The sequence below is a fragment of the Brevibacillus sp. B_LB10_24 genome (genome assembly GCF_046036945.1).
Lineage (GTDB): Bacteria > Bacillota > Bacilli > Brevibacillales > Brevibacillaceae > Brevibacillus_C.
Genome location: NZ_JBJQOQ010000025.1, coordinates 45,712 through 67,080, shown reverse-complemented (window position 1 = coordinate 67,080; position 21,369 = coordinate 45,712). Strand labels below are relative to the sequence as shown.

Genomic DNA, 21,369 nt, shown 5'->3' with positions numbered 1-21,369 from the left:
TTCCTTTTATCTTGCTTGGTGGTGTTTGATCAGCGGGCGCCATACTTGTTCCAGCAGCTGTATCCCCTCTGCGATCTCTTCGCTCTTCATCCCGCCAAATCCCAGAAGGATTTGCGGGGGCAGGGTTTCGTATCTGCGGCTGAGCCAGCTTTTCCAGGTCGACTCAACGTGGATGCCCTGCTGCCTGGCGAGCTGTACCAGTTCATCTGCCGGAGTTGGTGAGGCTATCTCCAGCATGATGTGCAGACCGGCGTCAGTCCCTAAAATGCGCACGCTGTCTCCAAAGCGGCGCTTTACCTCTTGCAGCAGAATATCGTGTTTACGTTGGTACAGCTTGCGCATCCTGCGCAGGTGCCGTTCCCATTCTCCGGTCTCCATGAACAGCTGCAGTGTCTTCTGGTGAATTTTAGAGACTGTCTGTTCGCAGTACATCAGGTGGTGCCGAAATTCTTCCAACAAATGAGCGGGAACCACCATGTAGCTGACCCGCAAAGAAGGCAGCAGAGACTTGGAAAAAGTCCCGACGTACACGACATTTCCGTCGCTTCCGGCCAACCCCTGCAGTGAAGGGATCGGCTTGCCATGATAGCGAAACTCCCCGTCGTAATCATCCTCAACGATCAAGCCTCCGCTCTCAAAAGCCCACTGCAGCAGTTTTAGCCTTTTGGCGATCGGCATGACCATGCCGTACGGATACTGGTGGGACGGCGTCACATACACCATCCCGGCGCCGCTTTTCTGCAGTTCATCAAGGTTTAACCCATCCGCTTCCAATGCGATTGGACAGATAGAAAATCCGTTCCGTTCAAAGACAAAACGCGCCCCTACATACCCGGGATCTTCCACCGCTACCTTCGGACCGCTTTTTTTCAACACCTGGCAGAGGATGCCGAGTACGGTCTGCGTTCCTGCGCCGATGATGATTTGTTCCGGAACACACGATACCCCGCGGGAATGGTGCAGGTAGTCGGCGATCGCTTTGCGCAGGCCCCACTCCCCCTGGCGAGACCCGTAGGAGTATTCCTCCAGCAATTCCGCAGCCAAAGCTTGATTGCTGAGCCTGCGCCAAACGTTTACAGGGAAGCTCTTCATGTCGATTTTGGATGTGTGAAAATTAAAACGAATCTCTCCAAGCCCCGCTGGCGAATGTCTGCGCTTATCTGCTTGCGTCTCGACCGTGGCTTCCGCTGTTTTTGCCGTCAAAACTCCCTCGAGAGGCACAGCGAAAAACCCGCTTCTCTCCCGGCTCTCTATATATCCTTCGGCAACCAGCTGGTGATAGGCCAATTCGATTGTCGTCTTGCTGACATGCAGGGATCTGGTCAACTGACGGACAGACGGCAGGCGGGTATGGGCAGGTATCTTGCCTGTTACGATCTCCTTTTTTATGTGTTCGTACAGCTGCAGGTACATCGGCTGGCTGCCGGTCTCTTCGATTCTTGGGATCATTTCCAGCATGGTGTTCACGCTCCATCTGACCTGATTATAGCGAGCAAATCTGACCCTTTTCCCCGTGTCAGAATTCTTTTATGATAGGGAACAAAATGAGAAATGAGAACAAGGAGAAGGATACCCATGACGTTTAAACGCCAAACGCTTGAACAGGAAAAAATTCAACAGTTTCTCCAAAATGCCCGGATCGGTCACCTTGGATTATACGACGGTGAGTACCCTTACGTCATCCCGCTTAATTTTATCTGGTGGAGGGACTCCATCTACTTCCACGGTACTGACAGCGGAAAAAAGAGTGATTGCATGCACCGGCATCCGCAGGTCAGTTTCACCGTCAGCGAAGAATTCGGTACGTTAGCTGACCCGGTTCCGGGCGATACCGACACGGCCTTTATGAGCGTCATCGTGACAGGCAGAGTAGAGCGACTGACGGATCTGGATGAAGCGACTGACGTCCTGCAGCAGATGTTGAACAAATACGTCCCAGGCTACTTTGAATCGCCCTTGGCCAAACATCACGTCAAAACCTATCGTTCATCACGAGATTTGGGGGTCACCGTGTTCCGGATTCAAACGGATACAATAACGGCAAAAGAGAATCCGTTGAAAGAGGGCAAGCTGTTTTATCCGGGCCGCACACAAAAGCAGGACTTGCGTCAATCCTGACGAATGAAAATTGCCTCCTTCCCAATACTAAACGAAACGAAAGGACGATGAGTTCCCTCTTTCGTGAAGGAGGCAGGCATGAATTTATTCTCCCGCAAGGCAATACTTACTATCACTGTTTTGGCTATCCTCTTCTCCCTCGGGGCACAGACGGGCTATACGCGGGAAAAAAACCGCAAGTACTTCGAAGAGCGCGGAGAAGCCGTCTGGGAGGTGCCGACAAACCAAAAGGTGATCGCCCTTACATTCGATGATGGGCCCAATCCCGCATATACGCCGCGAATGTTGGATCTACTGAAGAAGTACGATGCGAAGGCGACATTTTTTGTCGTCGGCTCGCGTGTGAACAAGTACCCGGAGCTGGTGCGGCGGGAAATAATGGAGGGGCATGAAGTCGCCAACCATACCTATAACCATAAATACTTCACGCGGATGACGCCAGACTCCATCAAAAATGAGATAAAACTGGCCGAAGACGCCATTGTCAAAGCGACCAAACGTCGTCCGCTCCTCTTCCGTCCCCCCGGCGGCATCTACAATGAAACGATTATCAACAGCGCCAAAGAACTTGATTACCTGGTTGTGATGTGGTCATGGCATCAGGATACGCGCGACTGGAGAAATCCAGGGGTCAAGCGAATTGTGAACAAAGTGCTGAAGAACGCGCGAAGAGGTGATATCGTGCTGTTTCACGATCACGGCGGCAATCGGGAACAAACGATCAAGGCACTGGAACAGATCCTGCCCGAGTTGACGCAAAGAGGCTACACCTTTGTTACGGTATCTGATTTGCTGCAGCTGCGCAGCAATCTAAAAGTGGACAATTGAGCAGACAGCCCTTGTGCCGCCTAAAAAACCGATGAACCACGCCGGATTCATCGGTTTTTCCTGTCGATTATGCCAGATAAGCTTCCCGTACCTGAGGATTTGAGAGTAACGCCTTCGCTTCTTCCTGCAGGATAATTTCTCCCGTTTGAATGACATAGCCCCGATTTGCCACCGAAAGCGCCTGATTGGCGTTTTGTTCGACCAGCAGGATCGTCATTCCTTCCTGGTTCATCTCGGTGATGATGTGGAAAATTTGTTCGACCAAAATGGGCGCCAAACCCATCGAAGGTTCGTCCAGCATCAGAATTTTCGGCCGCATCATCAACCCGCGGGCGATCGCCAGCATCTGCTGTTCGCCTCCGGACATCGTTCCGCCCTTCTGGTTGACCCTCTCTTTCAGCCGGGGGAAGTAGTGAAAAGCAAGCTCAAAGCCTTCCTCAATGACTTTTTTATCCTTCACCCCGAAAGCGCCCATCTCCAGGTTTTCCTTTACGGTCAGCTTCGGAAAAATCCGGCGCCCTTCCGGAACATGCGCGATCCCCGAGGCGGCAATTTCGTGGGTTTTTAATTGGGTGATCTCCTTGCCGTTAAACAGCACCTTTCCTTCGCGGGCACGCGCTTGGGCGCAAATCGTTTTGAGGGTGGTGGACTTGCCGGCTCCGTTCGAGCCGATCAAGGTAACGATCTCCCCCGGCTCTACTTTTATGCTCAGCCCTTTTAGAGCGTGGATCCCGCCGTAATAGGTGTGTACATTTTGCAATTCTAACAGTGCCATCGCTTTTCCCCCCCTCTTACGACGCTTCCGAAGTGCTCTTGCCGAGGTATGCTTCGATCACTCGTTGATTATTGCGAATTTCGTCAGGTGTGCCTTCCGCAATTTTACGGCCGTAATCCAGAACGTGGATGTACTCGCTCAGTCCCATGACGAGCTTCATGTCGTGCTCGATCAGGATGATCGTCAGGCCGAGTTCATTGCGGAGCTTACGGATAAACTCCGTCATTTCAACGGTTTCCCTCGGGTTCATGCCGGCCGCCGGTTCGTCGAGCAGAATGATTTTGGGATTGGTGGCGAGCGCCCGGGCGATCTCCAGACGGCGCTGAATCCCGTAGGGAAGGCTTCCTGCAGCTTCGTTCGCCACATCGGCAATGCCTACGTACTCAAGCAGTTGATAGGCTTCCACCCGGGAGCGCTCTTCCTCCTGCCGCACCCGTTTTACATTGAACAATATACCCAATATCCCGGCCGACAAACGGCTATGGACGCCCACCATGACATTCTCCAGCGCTGTCATCTGTTTAAACAGGCGAATATTTTGAAACGTGCGGGTAATCCCGCGCCCGGCGATTTTATCAGGCCGCAGTCCTTTGATGCTCTTGCCGTCAAACAGAATTTCTCCTTCATCCGGCTCATAAAAGCCCGTAATCATATTGAAAAACGTCGTCTTCCCCGCTCCGTTGGGGCCGATGACAGCCGTAATCGAACCGTCTTCAATCTTTACCGTCACATCTTCATTTGCGACCAGACCGCCAAACCGTTTGGTCAAGCCGTTCGCTTCCAGTATCGCCATTTTGATTCCTCCCCTGGCTTATTTCTCGCTTGCGCTTCTGGACAAGATCCCAAGCTTTTCTTTGGCATACGGGCTGTTCTTGATAGCGTCAATGTCGTTTTTATTCCGCTTCGCCGGGATGAGCCCATTCGGACGGAACAAGGCGACGAGTACCAGCAGGAGACCAAAGATAAGCCGTTGGAACTTGGACGGATCCAACTGACTTGGCAGGTTGATGACCCCCGCTGCTTGCAGCGAATGCAGGAAATTGGAGAACTCCTTTAATAACTGGACTTGCAGAACGGTGACGAATGCAGCCCCGAGGACGACCCCGGGAATGCTGCCCATTCCGCCGAGGATGACCATGACGAGGATCGAAAACGACTCCATCAGCGTAAAAGAGGTAGGATCGATAAATGTCTGCTTGGCTGCGAAAATGACTCCGACCACCCCGGCAAAAGAGGCGCCGGTGGCAAAGGCGGCCAGCTTCGTGTGCAAAAGGGAAATCCCCATCGACTGGGCGGCCAGTTCGTCCTCTCTGATCGCGATCCAGGCCCGGCCCAACCGGGAGTGCTCAAAGCGGACGTTTGCCAGCACGATCAGCGCGATACAGAACAAGACGATAAAGTAGAAGTAAAACGGCTTGTTAAGCGCGACGCCGAACAGCTCCGGCGAAGCGATCGGGGTAAGTCCCTGCGGCCCGTTTGTAATGTTGACGGGCTTGTCGAGGTTGTTGAAGACGATTCGGATAATCTCTCCGAAGCCCAGCGTTACGATCGCCAGGTAGTCCCCTTTGACCCGCAGCACGGGCAAACCCAGCAAGATTCCAAACAAGGCAGCGACGAGCAGACCGACGATCAAAAACGGCCAAAACCATTCGCCGCTGAGCGGAAACAGGTTTCCCGCGATGAAGTTATTCGCCTGTGCCGTCGCAAAAATCCCGTAAGCGTAAGCGCCGGCGGCAAAGAAGGCGACATAGCCGAGGTCGAGCAGTCCGGCAAATCCGACGACGATATTGAGGCCGAGCGCCATCGCCACATATATCCCTACCTGTGAAGCAACCTCCATGTAGTAGCGGTTATCTCCGGCTACCAGCGGGATGATCAGCAGCAGGATCGCACCGCCGAGCACTAATCGCATCCATTTGGGCGAATCGGTATAGTATACGAAGATGATGGAAAACAGCACACCCATAAAAGCGATAACCGACTGATCCATTACTTTTAGGGCGATCGAAAAAGCGATGACCCAAACGATCGTAAACCACAGCGGAATTTTCCGATCCTTCAACAAGCCTTTCCCCAGTAACTTTGCCATTTTCCTCACCTACACTTTCTCTTTTACCGCTTCGCCAAACAGGCCTTCCGGTTTGAACAGAAGCACGAGAATCAAAATCGAAAACGCAATCACGTCTTTATACTCCGCACCGAAGGCGCCGTTTGTCAGCTGTCCCATATAGGCGCCGGCAAGCGACTCGATCAGCCCGATGACAACCCCGCCAAACATCGCCCCCTTGATGTTTCCGATACCGCCCAAAACGGCAGCCGTAAAAGCTTTCATCCCGAGAATAAAGCCGATGAACGGGTCAATCGAACCGTAGTTTTGCGCGAACAGAACACCGGTGGCACCACCGAGACTGGAGCCGATCAGAAAGGTAAGCATAATTACTTTGTCTACGTTTATAGTCATCAGCGAAGCCGTCGATTGGTCCTGCGAAACGGCCCGCATGGCGATTCCCCACTTCGACTTGCCAATAAATAAGCTTAAACAAATCATCATTGCGATCGCGATGACGATGATCACGATCGACTTTGAAGGGATTTGTGCGAACCCTATGTCAAATTTCCCGGTAAATAATTGTGGACCGTTCAGAATAAATGCGTTGCGTGCGATCGCTTCCGTAAACCGGACAAGGTCCTGCAGCAAAAAGGAAACACCAATTGCGGAAATGAGTGGAACGAGCCTGGGAGCATTGCGGAGCGGCCGATAGGCTATACGTTCGATCGTAATACCCAACAGGCCGGTAATCGCCATCGATATGATCAGAGTGATAAAGAAAGCGACGAATGGATTCATTCCCTCCAATGCTCCGAGTGAATCCGTAATCAGCAGAACTTCCGTACCGACAAACGCACCCACCATAAAAATTTCCCCGTGGGCAAAGTTGATAAATTCCAAAATCCCGTAAACCATCGTATAGCCCAATGCAACAACGGCATACATAAAACCAAGGGTTAGCCCGTCAATCAACACTTGTGGCAGCATGCTAAGCATTGTTTGTTCCCCCTCGCTCCTTTGTTAACTTGTATGGCAAGTCCATCCTATCTCCAAAAAGAAGGGGCGAACACCCGGCGTGTCGCCCCCAAATGGATGAGGCTAAGCTAAAGCTTTCATTGAAGTAACACTCGATGTTCACGTATTCTGCTAGATAGCTTTTTGGCTGGCAAAAGCCGAAGTACTTCTGCCAGTTTAGGATAACCTCTTGAGACCGGTTTTTTGATCTCTATTGAGAGGGGTTCAAACAGCTTACTCTACTCTTTCAACGTACTCCGCTTTTCCGTTGTTTACTTTCCAGATGAATACGTCGGCGTATTCGTTGTCGCCTTTTTCGTTAAATGACACTTTGATGAATTTCCCTTGGAAATCCTTCGTGCTGTGGACGGCCTCCAACACTTGTTCGCGCGTTGGCTTCTTGCCTCCGTTAGCTTCAATCGCCTTCTTCAGCCCGTTCAGCATGACGTTCATCGCATCAAATCCGTAGACGGAGTAGTTTTCTGCGTTCTTGCCCATTGCCGCCTTGTAGTCTTCCTGCCACTTCTTCCCGTCATCGGTTCCGGAAATGTCGCCGGTAATCGAGGTGTACAGGATTCCGGCCGCAGCCGGTCCGGCAATCTTGATCAATTCAGGCGAATCAAGACCGTCTCCGCCCATGAAGAACCCGTCAAAGCCCTTGTCGCGAGCTTGTTTCGCAAGGATTCCGCCTTCCGGATAGATCCCTCCGAAGTAAATCATATCCGGCTTTTTGGAAAGTGCTTGGTTGAGAACCGCGCTGTAGTCCTTTTCTCCTTGGGTTATGCCGTCGTACCCAAGCACTTGAACGCCGCCCTTTTCAAAGGTGGCCTTCGCTTGATCGGCCAGCCCCTGACCATAAGCGGTCTTGTCATGAATGAAGAAGACCGACTTGACGCCGAGCTTTTCCATTGCGTACTTCGCGCCTTTCGGACCCTGCTGGTCGTCACGGGCACAGATGCGGTGAACCGCCTTTCTTCCTTCCTCCGTCAGTTGAACCCCGGTGCTGCCCGGCGAGATCATCGCCAAGCTGGCCGAGTCGTACTTCGCGGAAGCGGGAATGGATACGCCCGTGTTGTAATGCCCCACTACTCCCAATACATCAGGATTGGAGACGAGCATTTCCGCGTTTGTCACCCCTTGTTTCGGATCGGCTTGGTCGTCCTGAGGGAATAACTGCAGGTCAAAGCCCATTTTTTTAAATTCATCCTGCTGCAGTTTTAAAGCGTATTCTGCACCTGTTTTCAATGAATCGCCAACGTTTGATTGCTGTCCGGACAACGGTGTCTGGGTTGCAATCAGGATTTTTTCCAGTGCGCCTCCCGAAGCCGCCTGGCCGCCTCCCCCTGATGAAGCGGAAGACTCCCCTCCGCTGGAAGAAGCGGGTGCGCTACCGCCGCCACTGCTGCTGCCACCGCCGCCTCCGCAACCGGCTAGGGCCATTCCGACAGCTAAAACTGCGCTGAGAATTCCTAGATGAGTCCGCTTTCTCATTTGTAAATCCCCCTATTTCTATATAAAAATGGTGAATCAGCAAATCAGGAAAATCAGTCAGCCTACTCTATGATGCCTACATACGCGGTTTTGTCTTTCCCGTATTTGTAAACAAAAATATCGGCAAACGTGTTATCCCCTTTTTCATCAAAGCTGACCTTGGAGAATTCACCTTGAAAATCTTTTGTCTTATGCACGGACGCTAGGACCTGCTCACGGCTCGGCTTCTTCCCGCCGTTTGCTTTTATGGCCTCCAATATACCGTTCAACAGAACATTCGTCGAGTCAAAAGCGTATACGGCATACGTCTCCGGCTTCTTGCCCATTGTTTTTTCGTAGTCCGCAACCCACTGTTTTCCCTGCTCTGTCTGTGTTACGTCTCCTGCGGCAGTAGTAAATATGACTCCTTCAATGGCCGGGCCTGCGATGCTGTACGTCTCCGAGGAGTCGATCGCATCGCCCCCCATGAAAATTCCGGCAAAGCCCTTGTCTCGCCCCTGCTTGACCAATATGCCCGCTTCGGCATAGGTCGTCCCCATGTACACCATGTCAGGCTTTTTGGCAATCACCTGATTCAGCACGGCACTGTAGTCCTTTTCTCCCGGAGTTACCCCCTCATAACCGAGCACCTTCACGCCATCCTGCTCGAACTGCGCCTTCACCTGGCCGGACAAGCCTTGGCCGTAGGCCGTCTTGTCATGGATGATAAAAACGCTCTTCACCCCGAGCTGCTTCTCGGCGTATTTGGCTGCTTTCGGTCCTTGCTGGTCGTCCCGGGCGCAAATCCGGTGTACGACGCTTCGCCCTTCCTCCGTCAACTGAACACCCGTATTGGTCGGAGAAATCATCACCAAATGCGCCGATTCGTACTTGACCGAAGCCGGGATCGACACCCCTGTATTCAGGTGGCCGATTACGCCCAGCACGTCGGGATTGCCGATTAACAGTTCGGCATTGGCTACGCCCTGCTTCGGATCGGCCTGGTCGTCCTGAGGGAAAAGCTGCAGGTCAAAGCCCAGTTGTTTGAACTCCTCCTGCTTCAGCTTGACGGCATATTCCGCCCCGCTCTTGATCGTATCGCCAAGATTGGACAGCGGCCCGGACAGCGGGCTCTGGGTTGCGACCAGGATCTTGTTGCCGCCCGCTGCCGTATTCTCCGACGGCGCCGCCTCCGGCCCTGCCGCTGCCTTCTCTGTGCTGCTTTCGGTTACGCTGCCGGCGGTTCCGCAGCCTGCAAGGGTCAAACCCATGATGGCTGCCGCTGCCAGCAGGCTGATTCGTCTCATCTTCGCTCTGCTCATCTCTGCTCAGCTCCGCTTTCTATTATTTTTTACTTTTGTACCTGGCCTACATAAACCTTTTGGCCGTTTTCAAACTTGTAGACGAATACTTGTGCAAATGAGTTGTCGCCTTTTTCGTCAAATCCGACTTTCATAAACTTGCCCTGGAAGTCGTTTACCTTCTTCAGCGCCTCGACGACCTGCTCGCGGGTCGGCTTGTTGCCGTTGTTGGCTTTGATCGCTTCTTCCACTCCGTGCAGCACGGTATTCATCGCATCATAGCCCAAAGAGGTGAAGATCCCGACTTTTTTACCCGTATTTTTTTCAAATTCTTCTACCCATTTCTTGCCTTCATCGGTAGCGCCTACATCGCCGACCGTCGAGGTGTAGATAACCCCGTCAGCCGCTTTTCCGGCAATTTTCACCATTTCGTCGGAGTCGAGACCGTCGGCGCCCATGAAGCCGCCCTCATAGCCTTTCTCGCGAAGCTGCTTGATCAGGATCCCGCCTTCAGCGTAGTAGCCGCCGAAGTACACCAAATCCGGTTTCTTTGCGACAATCTGGTTGACGATGGCGCTGTAGTCTTTTTCGCCGGCAGTGATACCTTCGTAGCCTACGAGTTCAACGCCGCCGTCCTTTTCTACCTGGGCTTTCACCTGTTCAGCCAAGCCTTGGCCGTAGGCTTGTTTGTCGTGCAGGACAAACAGCTTTTTCACATTCAGCTCGTTTTTGGCGTAGACAGCCGCTTGTGAACCTTGGGCGTCGTCACGGGCGCAAACGCGGAAGACCACCTTTTTGCCCTCTTCCGTAAGCTGGATGCCTGTTGCCGAAGGAGCGACCATCGCCAATCCTTCCTGATCGTATTTTACCGAAGCTGAAATTGCGGCGCCTGTCGTAACGTGGCCGACGACAGCCAGGACGTCTTTATTTGTAATGGCCGCTTCAGCAGCAGCAACTGCCTGCTTGGGATCTGCCTGATCGTCCTGCGGGAGCAGTTCAATGTCAAATCCGAGCTTTTTAAAATCTTCCTTCCGGCTGCTTAGCGCGTATTCAGCGCCCTCTTTCGCCGTTTCACCGTAAGCCGAGTTCGGTCCGGACAGCGGTCCGATCGAAGCGATCACAATTTTGCCGCCAGCCTTTTCTCCTGCAGACGCTTCACTGCCTGCTCCGCTTCCGCTATTTGCCGGCTGGGTTGTCTCGCTGCCGCTGTTGCTGCCTGTGTTGCCCGCACTGTTGCCGCATCCGGCAAGCGCAGTTCCAAGCGCCAGCAATCCGGCCAAAAATGCAAATTTCATTTGTCTTTTCATGCCCGTAGATTCCCCCCTGTTTATTTTGAATGCTTGTTTCGCCCTTCTGCCTTGATGTGACCAGAGTCGCATTATGGCGAAAAACAGCTAGGCTCTGTACTTATTTTAGAATAAATAAGAAAATTTACAAGAGAAAAAATTATTTTTGTAATAACATTAATTTCCAGTTATAATCGAAATATCGCAGACAAACATATCTTTTACACTTTCACGCATGAAAGAAATAGTTTACCCATTAGCTATTTTAAACGTTTTACCCATGAAGTAAGGAACCGGGACGAATGCCCCAAGAACAGGAAATATCGTAAAATGTCGACTCTCCCCATTAATGGTTTATACTGGTTCTGCCTCAACTGATCAAAACTTGCCCAACGGGACGGAATAGTTCATAAATTCGGTCTTTTTCACTTACATCATAACGATTTTCTCGCTTTTTGAACAGACAAAAATTCCCTTGGCTGTTTTTTATTTTGGGGTGCAAACTACTAACTGAAAAAGGGAGGGAAAGTTTGATGCAAAAGAACGTCGGTACTCTTGATGCGTATCTGCGTATTATGTTTGGAATTTTGGGCCTTGCTTACGGGGTGGGCAGAATGGCCCGCCGGCCTCACCGCACGCCATGGATCCTCATGATGCTTTCCGCGATGAAGGTGGCTGAAGGAGTGACCCGGTACTGTCCGATGCTGAAGGCCATGGGCATCAATACGCGCCAAATGCGGCAAATGCAGCTCGGCAATTTCCTGAGCCGCATGACTCCAGGAAAAGGCGAAGATAAAACCGATTTATCCGACAGAATAGAATCCCGCCACCGCGACTCCGACCATCAGGAGCATGCCCTGTCGGCAAGGCGCTCTTCAGAGGATTACCGGCAGAGTGAGCACCTGCATCCCATGTATCCATAGGAGGTGGTAAGCGATGGGCATGGTAGGGCCGCCGATTTACGAATGGATCACGCACAACCTGTTTGTGATTGTCCTGGTCGTTGCTGTGGTTGCCGTACTGATCTACGCTTTTGCCGTCGGCCGAAAAAAGGGGTGGTACCGCTGATGCAGCGATCCACCCCTTTTTTTCGTTATTTACGCAGCCCTGAAGCCGCGATATCCGTACGATAATGCTTTCCTTCAAATGAAATGCGGTCGGCTGCCGCATAGGCGGCATCCCGCGCTTCGGCGAGCGACCCTGCGATCCCCGTCACTCCCAGAACGCGTCCGCCGTCTGTCACCAAGCCTTGTTCCGTCTGTTTCGTTCCGGCGTGAAAGACCACCTGCCCGTCGGTCTCAGCCCCGATCCCCTCGATCACGGCTCCCTTCGGGTATTTGCCCGGATAGCCCGGTGCCGCCATCACCACGCATACGGCACTCTCCCGCTTCCAGGCGATATCGATAGAAGATAGCTCTCCATTTATGGCGGCGATGAAAATATCTGCCAGGTCTGTCTCGAGCAATGGGAGTACCGCCTGGGTCTCCGGATCTCCAAAGCGCGCGTTGAACTCCACCACCTTGGGCCCTTCCTCCGTAATCATCAAGCCGGTATAGAGTACGCCGCAAAACGGAATCCCTTCCTTGACCATGCCGGCGGCGGTCGGCTTGACGATCGTTTCGACTACCTCGTCAACGAGCTTCCCGGACAGGTGCGGAACCGGGGCATAACTGCCCATTCCGCCAGTATTGGGCCCCTTGCCGCCATCGTAGACCGCCTTGTGATCCTGCGAGGTGATCATCGGCTTAACCGTCTCGCCATCGACGAAAGCGAGCAGGGTAAGCTCTTCGCCGCTCATGTATTCCTCGACGATCACGCGCGAACCCGCCTGACCAAACTCAGACCCTTGCATAATCTGATACAGGGCCTCTTGCGCTTCCTCCTGGGTGCCTGCAATGACGACACCTTTGCCCGCCGCAAGCCCGTCGGCCTTGATGACGATCGGAACCGCCTGCTCTTTTACGTAAGCCAGTGCGGACTGGTAGTCGATAAACGACTCGTAACGGGCTGTCGGAATCCCGTAGCGCTTCATCAGGCACTTGGCAAAAGACTTGCTCCCCTCGATCATAGCCGCTTTCGCACTCGGTCCAAAGATGGGCAGACTGCGCTGTTGAAAGAAGTCCACAATTCCCGCCAGCAGCGGACCTTCCGGGCCGACTACTGTCAAATCAATGCCTTCTTCTTTGACAAATTGGGCAAGAGCGGCGAAGTCGTGCACGGGAATCGGCACATTGACCGCGAGCTGAGCCGTGCCGCCGTTGCCTGGCGCACAGTAGAGCTTCTCTACTTTCGGGCTTTGTGCCAACTTCCATAAAATGGCGTGCTCACGGCCGCCGCTTCCTACCACCAGTACGTTCATCCATCTCTCTCCCTTGTGAGGTAGCTCGAAAAGCTTGGTTGCCTGTCTTTTTCGAGCTCATGATTTTACCGCGTCAACAGAAGCTTCTCTAATGCTTGAAATGGCGCACACCGGTAAAGACCATCGCGATGCCGTGACGGTTGCACGAATCGATCGAATCCTGATCCCGAACCGAGCCGCCCGGTTGGATGATCGCTGTCACCCCAGCTTTTGCTGCAGCTTCGACCGTATCGGGCATCGGGAAAAAGGCGTCCGAGGCGAGTACCGCACCCCTGCTTTTTTCCCCCGCCTGTTCGATGGCGATCTGTGCCGAACCGACGCGGTTCATCTGACCGGCGCCAATCCCTACTGTCATGTACTCTTTGGCAAGCACGATCGCGTTCGACTTGACATGCTTTACTACGCTCCAGGCGAAGGACAGTTGGGCGAGTTCATCCTGGCTTGGTCTGCGTTCGGTGACGACTTTCAGCTCATCCTGGGACAATTCGTTCCAATCGTACTCCTGGACCAGCGCCCCTCCTTTGACTGATGTCAGGCGGAAGCCGGCCGCAAGCGGGGACTGCTCCTTCGCTTTACCCTCACCCAAGACCAGCAGGCGCAGGTTCTTCTTCTGCTGCAGGATCGCAAGGGCTTCCGGGGAAAAGGAAGGCGCCAGGATAATTTCCAGGAAGGTCTCCTTGAGCAGCAGTGCTGTCTCCTCATCGATCGGTCGGTTCGCAGCCACAATCCCGCCAAAAATGGAAACGGGATCTGCCTCAAACGCCTTTCGGTAGGCCTCGGCAATGCTGGCTCCGACGCCGACGCCGCACGGATTGGTGTGTTTGACGGCGACGACAGCCGGCTCGGAAAATTCGCGAACGATGGCCAATGCCGCGTCAGCGTCGTTGATGTTGTTGTAGGAAAGCTCTTTTCCGTGGAGCTGCTTGGCAGCCGCAATCGTGCCCTCTTCTGCCAGCGGATCCCGGTAAAAGGCAGCACGCTGATGGGGGTTCTCCCCGTAGCGCAGCTCCTGGGCGAGCTCATAGGTGACGGTGTAGCTCTCCGGCAGCAACTCGCCGACCTTTTCGCTCAAATAGCGGGAAATCAGCGCATCGTAGGCAGCTGTGTGGCGGAATACCTTGGCCGCCAGACGTCGCCGCGTTTCCGGTACGGTGTCCCCGGCTGCTGCGATTTCATCTAGAATCTGGCCGTAATCTGCCGCATCGACCGCTACCGTGACAAAAGCGTGATTCTTTGCCGCCGAACGAAGCATCGTAGGTCCGCCGATGTCTATGTTTTCAATCGCTTCCGCAAAACTGACATCCTTCTTTGCAATTGTCTGCTTAAAAGGATAAAGGTTTACGACGACTAAATCAATTGGTTCAATGTGTAAATCGGCTAACTGACGTCGGTGGGTTTCGTCGTCACGCACAGCCAACAGGCCGCCGTGAATGTGAGGATGCAGGGTCTTTACGCGTCCGTCGAGAATCTCCGGGAATCCGGTAACGTCTGATATCCCGGTCACGGGCACCCCGGCCTCCCGCAGCAAACCGGCCGTCCCGCCTGTTGAAATGATTTCAATTCCCAGCTCGGACAAACGGCGCGCAAACTCGACGATTCCTGTCTTGTCTGATACGCTGATTAGGGCTTTTTTGATTCCCACCAGTAAAACCTCCTCGTTTTATCGAACAAACTAGCGTTATTTACGAACATTATAAGTATATTAAAACATGAACGTACGGTTTATTCAACAAAAACGGCAGAGAAAAAAGGCTTCCACCGAAGCCTTCATCGGACGATCCACGCAGCCGAATAATTATCGCTTGCCCTTGGTACTTTTTTTCAGTACAGCGGCCGTTTTTGGCTTTGCCGTTGCAACAGGCCGCTTTTTTGCCTTGGACGCAGTCTTTTTCTCTGTTTTTTTTACCACTTCCTCCAACTGCCGTTCCATCTTGTTGATTTCTTCCACCGGGATCGCCGGGTCGTCTTTTCTTTTTCGTCTGAGTTTTGATTTTGTCTTTTTTGGTATCTCCAGCCCCATCGTTTCCAGTTCAGACAGAACGTCAGCGAGGCTTTCATCACTCATTTCCGTCAGCTTTTCGGCAAGGCGGAAAATGTCCTCCACATTCCATTCGCGGCCTGTTTTTTTGCTCAGCTTCTTTAATACATTGCTGGTCAAGTCGTCACTCATCACGAAAACTCCTCCCTTTTTGCCTCTGTTTTACGGTATGTGGAGATAGGCAAAAAGGTTAAGGGAAAAGGTGCAGGCACCAGCATCGGCGAGCGAGGCTGCCCGCTTCATTCGGCTTCCCAAAGCCAGCACCTCACTTTGCCGCCTGCCCGCTCATACAAATCAGGAGGCGACTGAAAACAAGTTTCCGCAGCCTGTGGGCAGCGCGTTGAAAAGCGGCAGCCTGTAGGGAATTTGCCCGGAGGAGGCACCTGCCCGGGGATGTACGGCAAGATGTCCTGTTCCTCGTCCATTTTCGGGATGGAGTCTAACAGTCCCTTCGTATACGGATGCATTGGATGTTCAAACAGGGCTTCAACTGTATTTTCTTCCACCACTTCTCCGGCGTACATGACGATGACCCGATCGCACATTTCCGCCAATACCCCAAGATCGTGGGTGATGAGAATAATCGACGTGTCCACGATGCTTCGCATTTCCCTCATCAGCTCGAGAATTTGCGCCTGAATTGTCACATCCAGGGCCGTCGTCGGCTCATCGGCTATCACGAGTTTTGGTGAACAGACCAGCGCCATTGCAATAATGATCCGCTGCTTCATTCCGCCAGACAGCTCGTGCGGGTAACTTTTATAGATCCGTTCGGGATTGGGTATCCCGACTCGTCCCAGGATGTCCAGCGTTTTTTGTTTCGCCTGATCCTTGTTTACTTTCAGGTGTTCCCGAATGGTTTCATCGATTTGCTCACCGATCGTGTAGACTGGATTTAACGACTTCATCGGGTCTTGAAAGATCATTGAAATGCGGTTTCCGCGGATATGGCCCAGTTCCTTTTTCGGCAGGTTGACGAGATCTTTTTCTTCAAATAAGATGCTGCCGCTTACTTGCCCGTTTTTTGGCACCAGTCCCATGATGGCCAGAGAAGTCATGCTCTTGCCGCAGCCCGACTCGCCCACAATCCCGACGATTTCCTTTTCACGAACGTCAAAGGAGACGTTTTTGATGACATTGATCACACCGTCATCCGTCCGGAAGTTCACGTTCAGGTTGTCTACCTTGAGAAGCGCTTCCATAGTCCCCCTCCTTATTCGTATAAATGACATGCGACGAAGTGGTCTTTTGCTATCTCTTTGTATTCCGGCATCTTCGTTTTGCACACTTCCATACAGCTAGGGCAGCGTGGGTGAAAAAAACATCCGCTGGGCGGATTGTCCGGGGTTGGCACATCTCCCGTTAAGATAATGCGCTCCTTTCTCGCCTTCGGGTTCGGCAGCGGCACCGCCGACAGCAGCGACTGCGTATAAGGATGCAGCGGATTTTCGTACAAATCCCGCTTCGCCGCACTCTCGGCGATCTTCCCCAGGTACATCACGCCGACACGATCGCTGATGTGCTGAACGACGCTCAAATCATGGGAGATAAACAAGTAAGTCAAGCCGAACTCCTGCTGCAGTTTTTTCAATAAATTCAGCACTTGCGACTGAATCGACACATCCAAAGCGGAGACGGCTTCATCCGCGATGATCAGCTTCGGATTGAGCGCCAGCGCTCGGGCAATTGCGATCCGCTGCCGCTGCCCCCCGCTGAATTCGTGCGGATAGCGGTTCATGTGATCCTTTGACAGCTCTACCAATTGCAGCAGCTCGGCAACCCGCTCTTCCCGTTCTTTGGCGTTTAACGGCAGGTAAACGGAGAGGGGCTCCGCGAGGCTCTCCTTGATCGTCATCCGCGGATTTAGCGAACCGTACGGATTTTGAAAAACCATTTGCATGTCTTTGCGCACTTGTTTCAGTTCATTGCCTCGCAAATCGGAGACCTTCTTGCCGCCGATCCAGACTTCCCCGCCTGTTGGATCGATTAGGCGCGCTATCGTCTTGCCGGTCGTCGACTTCCCGCATCCGCTCTCGCCGACTAGGCTGAAGGTCTCCCCTGTTCTGATGGAAAATGTGATGTCGTTTACTGCGTAAACGTGGCCAACCGTTCTTCTCAATAGCCCCCTTTTGACAGGGTAATACTTCTTCAGGTTTTTCACCTCTAGCAAAGCTTGGTCCACGTTCTCCCCTCCTGTAAAACGTGTTAACTGCCAGTGTACATGCCTTGCCTGACGACGTGCCGCCCGCCGACAAATACGTCGCGCGGCCAGCCGTCCAGCCGATCGAGAAACGGCTGCCAGCCGAGGTGCCGATCTGCCGGATTCTGGTTTCGAATGATGGCACCCGGCTCGATCACGACGATATCCGCATCTGCCCCCGGCAGCAGCGTTCCTTTGGACGGACTATCGCCCAGCCATTTTGCCGCATTGCCGCACCAGACATCGAGAAAGGTTTTCCAGTCAAGCCGGCCCGTTTTGATGCCAAATGTATACAGCATGGGCAGACGGTATCCCAGGCTGGGCAGCCCCCTTCTGATGTCCTTGATTTTGCTCCCGGTCCGCTTGTCGAAAACGTCCAAGGCGGCGGAATCAGAAGCGACGATATCGATGCGGCCCAGTTGTTCTATTAGCTCCTGTTGTTTGGCCCGCGTCTGTAGGTAAGGGCCGCACATCAGATAATGGCCGTTTTCTCTGGCGACCAGCCCTTCCAGGTTATAAAACAGGTGTTGGACAGCCACCTCTCTGACAAGCCTTCCGCCGGCAGGCTGCTGTGCGATCAGCTTGGGATTGGATAGATGAAATGCGTAAAAGGGGACGCCATGTGCCTTTGCTGCCTGACTGTAGCGGGTAAACAGTGTCGCTTCCAGTTCGTCGTAGCGCTGTCTTTTACCGATAAATTCTTTTAGGGTGCAGTCCAGGAAAGAAGAGTCGACAGCCTTCTCATCTTCCAGGGCATGCAGCCCCAACATCAGCTTGTCTGCCGCAAACAGCGGCATGTAGCGCTCGATTGCCGCTTCGCTCCAGGCGTGGTAAAAGCCAAACAGCGCGACTTTGATGTCTAAATCCGCAAGACAGCGGATGTAGTCGGCCACCTTTTCATGCTCGTTGACAAAGCAGTAGTGAAATTTGACCTGAAGCGGCGTCTGCCGAAAATACTCCGCCCGCTCGACTAATGCCGCCGCAGGAGCCTTGCTCCCGTCGCTGTCCAGGATGAAGTCGTATGCCAAGGTTGTCCCTGCCAATAGCGCAGCTTGTCCGCCAGAGAAGGCATCGTGCTTGATATTCGTGCCGGAGAAAGGAAACTCAAAATGCACATGGGGATCTATCCCTCCTGGAAGGAGCAGGCAATGGCGTACATCGACGACGTTGATTCGGTCTTCGCTGCTCGCTTCGCTAGAATCGACCCACTTGACGATTTTTCCTTCTGATACGACCAGGTCGGCTGAAACCAGTCCAGCCTCTGAAACGATCCTTCCTCCCTTTAGCAGCAGACGGCTATTCCTGCAATTGTCTGTCACGGGCGAATACGACCTCGCCTTCCTTCATGATCAAATGGAAGTTAGTTTTGTTCTGCAACAGTGAAATATGCGTCAACGGATCGCCTTCGACTACCAGCAGGTCAGCGAACTTGCCCGCCTCGATCGTGCCTGTTACATGTTCGCGTTCACAGACGATCGCTCCGTTGCGGGTAGAAGCGATAATCGCATCCATCGGCGTCATTCCGGCATCGACCATCAGTGCCAGCTCCATCGCATTCTCGCCGTTAAAATTGTACGGGGTGCTGGCATCAGTCCCCATCGCCACTTTTACGCCTTTGGCAATCGCTTGGCGGAAGCGTTCTTTGTGTTCCTCGTCTACTCGTTTGCTCTTCTCGATCACTTCATCGCGAATCCCGGCCTCTTTTCCGTAACGAAGAATCATTTCACTCGAAGCAAAAGTAGGAATCATATAAATTCCTTTTTGCGCCATTAATTCCATCGATTCCTCGTCCGGAAGAGAGCAGTGTTCAATCGTATTGATTCCGGCCTCAATACAGTTGCGAATCGCCTGGGCGCCATGTGCGTGAGCGCAGGTGCGTCTGAAGTGCGTCCTGGCTTCATCGGTAATTGCTCGAAGCTCGTCCATCGTCATCTGGTGTGCCCCTACGTAGGTTCCCTTAGAAAGCACACCGCCGGATGCGATTACCTTGATCTGGTCTACGCCCGCTTTTATATGCTCTCGTACAGCCAGCCTGGCATCGTCGGCGCCGCAGACTTCGCGGATCACCGGGGTTCCGTGCCCGCCCAAAATGCTGATGCCCCGTCCGCATGTAATGACGCGGGGGCCAATCGTTTCTTTGGCTTCGATCGATCTGGCGAGGTGGACGTCAATATACGCTTTTTCCCCGACGTTCCGCACCATCGTAATGCCTGCCTCCAGCGTCTTGCGAGCATTGGCCGCGGCGCGAAGGGTAACGACTGCCTCCGGATCCGTGAAGCGTTCCAGTACGTCCGGCAGACCGTTTCCGCTTAGGTGTACGTGACTATCTACCAATCCGGGCAGCAGCGTTTTGCCCGTTCCGTCCCATACCGTTCCGTCAAAATCCTCAATAGGCTTGTCGCTTACTGTTTCGATCATGGTGCCGTTGATGACGACGTGTCTGTTTTCCAACGGTTTTGGACTGATTCCGTCAATAACCCGAACGTTTTTCACATACAGCTTCATTACAATTTCCCTTCTTTCATGAATGTGGCACTGGTGGTAATCGCAAAGTTTTCCTCGCTTACGGAGCCGCTGATCTGGTTTGCGATCATCTGGCAATCCGCGATAATCTCTGCCTCGTCTACGGTAAGGTATTTTCCGTCCTGATAGAGTGTCTTTCCGTCTACCATGACGCGGCAGATCTCATGGCCTCGGGCCGAGTATACGAGGTTTGGCACGTGGTTGCGCATCGGTGTTTTAAAGACCGGCAGCATCGTCTTCGCCTTCAGATCGATAAAAATGAGATCGGCCTTTTTGCCGCTCTCCAGCGACCCTACTTCATCGCCGATGCCTACCGCCCTCGCTCCTTCGATCGTCGCCATCCGCAGTGCTTTCCAGGCCGGCAGCTTTTCTGGATCCTGGTACTTGATCTTGTTGAACAGCGACGTCAGCTTCATTTCGTTGATGATCTGGTTGCAGTTGTTGCCTGCCGCCTGGTCCGTCCCCAGCCCGACTGTTCCGCCCGCTTCCATAAAGGGAACGGCCGGCGGAACGACGCCGTCGATGATGCCGATGCTGCCGGAACATACGACCATCGAAGCGCCGCTTTTCGCCACGTAGCGGGCCTCTTCTTCGGTTGCATCGGTTAGGTGGACAGCGATCAGCGACTCGTCGAGATATCCGATTTCATCGAGGAAGGCGATCGGACGCTTCTGGTAGCGGCCGAGCATTTGTTTTGTCTCGCGGTCGCCCTGTGCCACGTGCATGTGCAGCTTCAGGTTTTTGGCTTTGGCGATCTCCCGCACTTTGAGCATCAGTTCTTTGCTGAGCTGGTCAGGGCACTGCGGACCGAGCATTGCGGTAATCCGGTTGTCTTCCGCCCCGTGCCAGCGCTCGACCAGCTCCAGGTTTTCGCTTAGCGTCCGCTCGCCGATCGCCGGATCAAACGGGTACAGATCGTGTTCTTTTAATTTGTGTTTGACCGGGGGCACTTCCTTGATGCTGGTGGTAAGCCGCGCTCTCGCTCCGATTTTTTTGAAAAAAGCGGCGATGTCAAGAATCGGCGATGAGTAATCGCAAAAGGTCGTGGTACCTGCCGCAAGCGCTTCAAGGATGTTCATCCTGCTGCCGGCCAGCTCGCTCACCTCGTTGATAAAGGGAACAAACGGCCCGATCCCTTTATGCATCCAAGCATTCGTGTCCTGCGCCAACCCGCGAAAAATCGCCAGCGAAGTGTGCATGTGGCAATCGACAAAACCGGGCAGAACCATCATTCCGGTCGCATCGATTACCTCATCGGCGGCGTAATCTTTCAGCAATTCGTTCGACGCCCCGACGGCGACAATCTTGTTTCCGTTTATTGCGACAGCGCCGTCGTCGATAAAACCTACGCCTTGCCCGGCCATCGTGAACAAGTCGGCGTGAACAACCAAGGTATCAATTTTCATT

Annotated in this window: 20 protein-coding genes; 4 read left to right on the top strand and 16 right to left on the bottom strand. The window is 53.2% G+C overall.

What is annotated here, in order from left to right; translation table 11 throughout:
• Positions 1 to 6 precede the first annotated feature (6 nt).
• On the bottom strand, positions 7 to 1,458 hold the full coding sequence (gene pdxR, locus ACI7RC_RS19925; RefSeq protein WP_408109955.1) for a MocR-like pyridoxine biosynthesis transcription factor PdxR: 1,452 nt from the start codon (positions 1,456 to 1,458) through the stop codon (positions 7 to 9).
• A gap of 117 nt (positions 1,459 to 1,575) precedes the next feature.
• Between pdxR and ACI7RC_RS19920 the strand changes: the two genes are divergently transcribed.
• Together ACI7RC_RS19920 and ACI7RC_RS19915 are read left to right on the top strand one after the other, a co-directional pair.
• Positions 1,576 to 2,118 (top strand): pyridoxamine 5'-phosphate oxidase family protein, encoded by a 543-nt coding sequence (locus ACI7RC_RS19920; RefSeq protein ID WP_408109954.1) that lies wholly within the window; start codon positions 1,576 to 1,578, stop codon positions 2,116 to 2,118.
• A gap of 78 nt (positions 2,119 to 2,196) precedes the next feature.
• On the top strand, positions 2,197 to 2,946 hold the full coding sequence (locus tag ACI7RC_RS19915; RefSeq protein ID WP_408109953.1) for a polysaccharide deacetylase family protein: 750 nt from the start codon (positions 2,197 to 2,199) through the stop codon (positions 2,944 to 2,946).
• A 67-nt stretch (positions 2,947 to 3,013) separates the two neighbouring features.
• Here ACI7RC_RS19915 and ACI7RC_RS19910 read toward each other — a convergent pair whose 3' ends face one another.
• From ACI7RC_RS19910 to ACI7RC_RS19880, 7 genes are all read right to left on the bottom strand, one after another.
• Positions 3,014 to 3,721 carry an ABC transporter ATP-binding protein gene (locus ACI7RC_RS19910; RefSeq protein ID WP_408109952.1) on the bottom strand — a complete coding sequence of 236 codons (708 nt, stop codon included), beginning with the start codon at positions 3,719 to 3,721 and terminating at the stop codon, positions 3,014 to 3,016.
• Positions 3,722 to 3,737: 16 nt separating this feature from the next.
• Positions 3,738 to 4,514, bottom strand: coding sequence for an ABC transporter ATP-binding protein (locus tag ACI7RC_RS19905; protein ID WP_408109951.1), 777 nt, complete (start codon positions 4,512 to 4,514; stop codon positions 3,738 to 3,740).
• 18 nt (positions 4,515 to 4,532) lie between these two features.
• Entirely contained in the window at positions 4,533 to 5,810 is a 1,278-nt protein-coding gene (locus ACI7RC_RS19900; RefSeq protein WP_408109950.1) for a branched-chain amino acid ABC transporter permease, read from the bottom strand.
• A 9-nt stretch (positions 5,811 to 5,819) separates the two neighbouring features.
• Positions 5,820 to 6,767 (bottom strand): branched-chain amino acid ABC transporter permease, encoded by a 948-nt coding sequence (locus ACI7RC_RS19895; RefSeq protein ID WP_408109949.1) that lies wholly within the window; start codon positions 6,765 to 6,767, stop codon positions 5,820 to 5,822.
• Between the two features lie 252 nt (positions 6,768 to 7,019).
• Complete coding sequence (locus ACI7RC_RS19890) at positions 7,020 to 8,276, bottom strand: branched-chain amino acid ABC transporter substrate-binding protein (RefSeq protein ID WP_408109948.1); 1,257 nt, start codon at positions 8,274 to 8,276, stop codon at positions 7,020 to 7,022.
• A 62-nt stretch (positions 8,277 to 8,338) separates the two neighbouring features.
• The gene (locus ACI7RC_RS19885; protein ID WP_408109947.1) at positions 8,339 to 9,577 is read right to left on the bottom strand and encodes a branched-chain amino acid ABC transporter substrate-binding protein; all 1,239 of its coding nucleotides are present in this window, start codon (positions 9,575 to 9,577) and stop codon (positions 8,339 to 8,341) included.
• A gap of 29 nt (positions 9,578 to 9,606) precedes the next feature.
• Entirely contained in the window at positions 9,607 to 10,863 is a 1,257-nt protein-coding gene (locus tag ACI7RC_RS19880) for a branched-chain amino acid ABC transporter substrate-binding protein (protein WP_408109946.1), read from the bottom strand.
• A gap of 512 nt (positions 10,864 to 11,375) precedes the next feature.
• On the opposite strand from ACI7RC_RS19880, the gene ACI7RC_RS19875 reads away from it, so the two are divergent.
• On the top strand, positions 11,376 to 11,765 hold the full coding sequence (locus ACI7RC_RS19875; protein WP_408109969.1) for a YgaP family membrane protein: 390 nt from the start codon (positions 11,376 to 11,378) through the stop codon (positions 11,763 to 11,765).
• 13 nt (positions 11,766 to 11,778) lie between these two features.
• Positions 11,779 to 11,910 carry an EYxxD motif small membrane protein gene (locus ACI7RC_RS19870; protein WP_408109945.1) on the top strand — a complete coding sequence of 44 codons (132 nt, stop codon included), beginning with the start codon at positions 11,779 to 11,781 and terminating at the stop codon, positions 11,908 to 11,910.
• Positions 11,911 to 11,935: 25 nt separating this feature from the next.
• Here the strand turns inward: ACI7RC_RS19870 and purD are convergent, their stop codons facing one another.
• From purD to ACI7RC_RS19830, 8 genes are all read right to left on the bottom strand, one after another.
• Positions 11,936 to 13,201 (bottom strand): phosphoribosylamine--glycine ligase, encoded by a 1,266-nt coding sequence (gene purD / locus ACI7RC_RS19865; RefSeq protein WP_408109944.1) that lies wholly within the window; start codon positions 13,199 to 13,201, stop codon positions 11,936 to 11,938.
• Between the two features lie 88 nt (positions 13,202 to 13,289).
• Positions 13,290 to 14,843 (bottom strand): bifunctional phosphoribosylaminoimidazolecarboxamide formyltransferase/IMP cyclohydrolase, encoded by a 1,554-nt coding sequence (gene purH, locus ACI7RC_RS19860; protein WP_408109943.1) that lies wholly within the window; start codon positions 14,841 to 14,843, stop codon positions 13,290 to 13,292.
• 153 nt (positions 14,844 to 14,996) lie between these two features.
• Positions 14,997 to 15,374, bottom strand: a complete 378-nt coding sequence (locus ACI7RC_RS19855) for a hypothetical protein (protein ID WP_408109942.1) — start codon at positions 15,372 to 15,374, stop codon at positions 14,997 to 14,999.
• A 104-nt stretch (positions 15,375 to 15,478) separates the two neighbouring features.
• Positions 15,479 to 16,441: an ABC transporter ATP-binding protein gene (locus tag ACI7RC_RS19850; RefSeq protein ID WP_408109941.1), complete on the bottom strand. Its 963-nt coding sequence runs from the start codon at positions 16,439 to 16,441 to the stop codon at positions 15,479 to 15,481.
• 11 nt (positions 16,442 to 16,452) lie between these two features.
• Entirely contained in the window at positions 16,453 to 17,421 is a 969-nt protein-coding gene (locus ACI7RC_RS19845; protein ID WP_408109940.1) for an ABC transporter ATP-binding protein, read from the bottom strand.
• A gap of 23 nt (positions 17,422 to 17,444) precedes the next feature.
• Positions 17,445 to 18,758: an amidohydrolase family protein gene (locus tag ACI7RC_RS19840; protein ID WP_408109939.1), complete on the bottom strand. Its 1,314-nt coding sequence runs from the start codon at positions 18,756 to 18,758 to the stop codon at positions 17,445 to 17,447.
• Positions 18,736 to 19,944 carry a metal-dependent hydrolase family protein gene (locus ACI7RC_RS19835; protein WP_408109938.1) on the bottom strand — a complete coding sequence of 403 codons (1,209 nt, stop codon included), beginning with the start codon at positions 19,942 to 19,944 and terminating at the stop codon, positions 18,736 to 18,738. Before ACI7RC_RS19835 ends, ACI7RC_RS19840 begins: the two co-directional genes overlap by 23 nt.
• Complete coding sequence (locus ACI7RC_RS19830; protein WP_408109937.1) at positions 19,944 to 21,368, bottom strand: amidohydrolase family protein; 1,425 nt, start codon at positions 21,366 to 21,368, stop codon at positions 19,944 to 19,946. The genes ACI7RC_RS19835 and ACI7RC_RS19830 overlap by 1 nt, the downstream gene beginning before the upstream one ends.
• Position 21,369: the final 1 nt, after the last annotated feature.